At 62.3% G+C, this 1,001-nt stretch carries 1 protein-coding gene; it reads left to right on the top strand.

Annotated features, from left to right (window positions below; genetic code table 11):
• Window positions 1-1,001, top strand: a 1,001-nt coding sequence (gene tuf, locus ACYVB7_RS19150; protein ID WP_460510467.1) for an elongation factor Tu, incomplete at both ends; no start/stop codon positions are given.

Raw genomic sequence — 1,001 nt, 5'->3', positions numbered from 1 at the left:
AAGGAAAAGTTTGAACGTACCAAGCCCCACGTGAACGTGGGCACCATCGGTCACGTGGACCATGGCAAGACCACCCTGACGGCGGCCATCACCACCGTTCTGTCTGCCAAGTTCGGCGGCCAGGCCAAGGCCTACGACCAGATCGACGCAGCGCCCGAAGAAAAGGCCCGCGGCATCACCATCAACACCGCCCACGTGGAATACGAAACGGCCAACCGCCACTACGCCCACGTTGACTGCCCCGGCCACGCTGACTATGTGAAGAACATGATCACCGGTGCCGCTCAGATGGACGGTGCCATCCTGGTCTGCTCCGCTGCTGACGGCCCCATGCCCCAGACCCGCGAGCACATCCTGCTGGCCCGTCAGGTGGGCGTGCCCTACATCATCGTGTTCCTGAACAAGTGCGACATGGTGGACGACGCTGAGCTGCTGGAACTGGTCGAAATGGAAGTGCGCGAGCTGCTCTCCAAGTACGACTTCCCCGGCGACGACACCCCCATCGTCAAGGGCTCTGCCAAGCTGGCCCTGGAAGGCGACAAGGGCGACCTGGGCGAACAAGCCATCATGCGCCTGGCCGACGCCCTGGACACCTACATCCCCACGCCTGAGCGCGCTGTGGACGGTGCCTTCCTGATGCCCGTGGAAGACGTGTTCTCCATCTCTGGCCGCGGCACCGTGGTGACCGGTCGTATCGAGCGCGGCGTCATCAAGGTCGGCGAAGAAATCGAAATCGTCGGCATCAAGGACACCCAGAAGACCACTTGCACCGGCGTGGAAATGTTCCGCAAGCTGCTGGACCAAGGTCAAGCTGGCGACAACGTCGGTATCCTGCTGCGCGGCACCAAGCGTGAAGACGTCGAGCGCGGCCAAGTGCTGTGCAAGCCCGGCTCCATCAAGCCCCACACCCACTTCACCGGTGAGGTGTATGTGCTGAGCAAGGACGAAGGCGGCCGTCACACCCCGTTCTTCAACAACTACCGTCCTCAGTTCTACTTCCG

This window comes from Hydrogenophaga soli, assembly GCF_054777695.1.
Note: the sequence above shows the minus strand (reverse complement) of the source record. Positions and strands in the feature narration are given on the sequence as shown.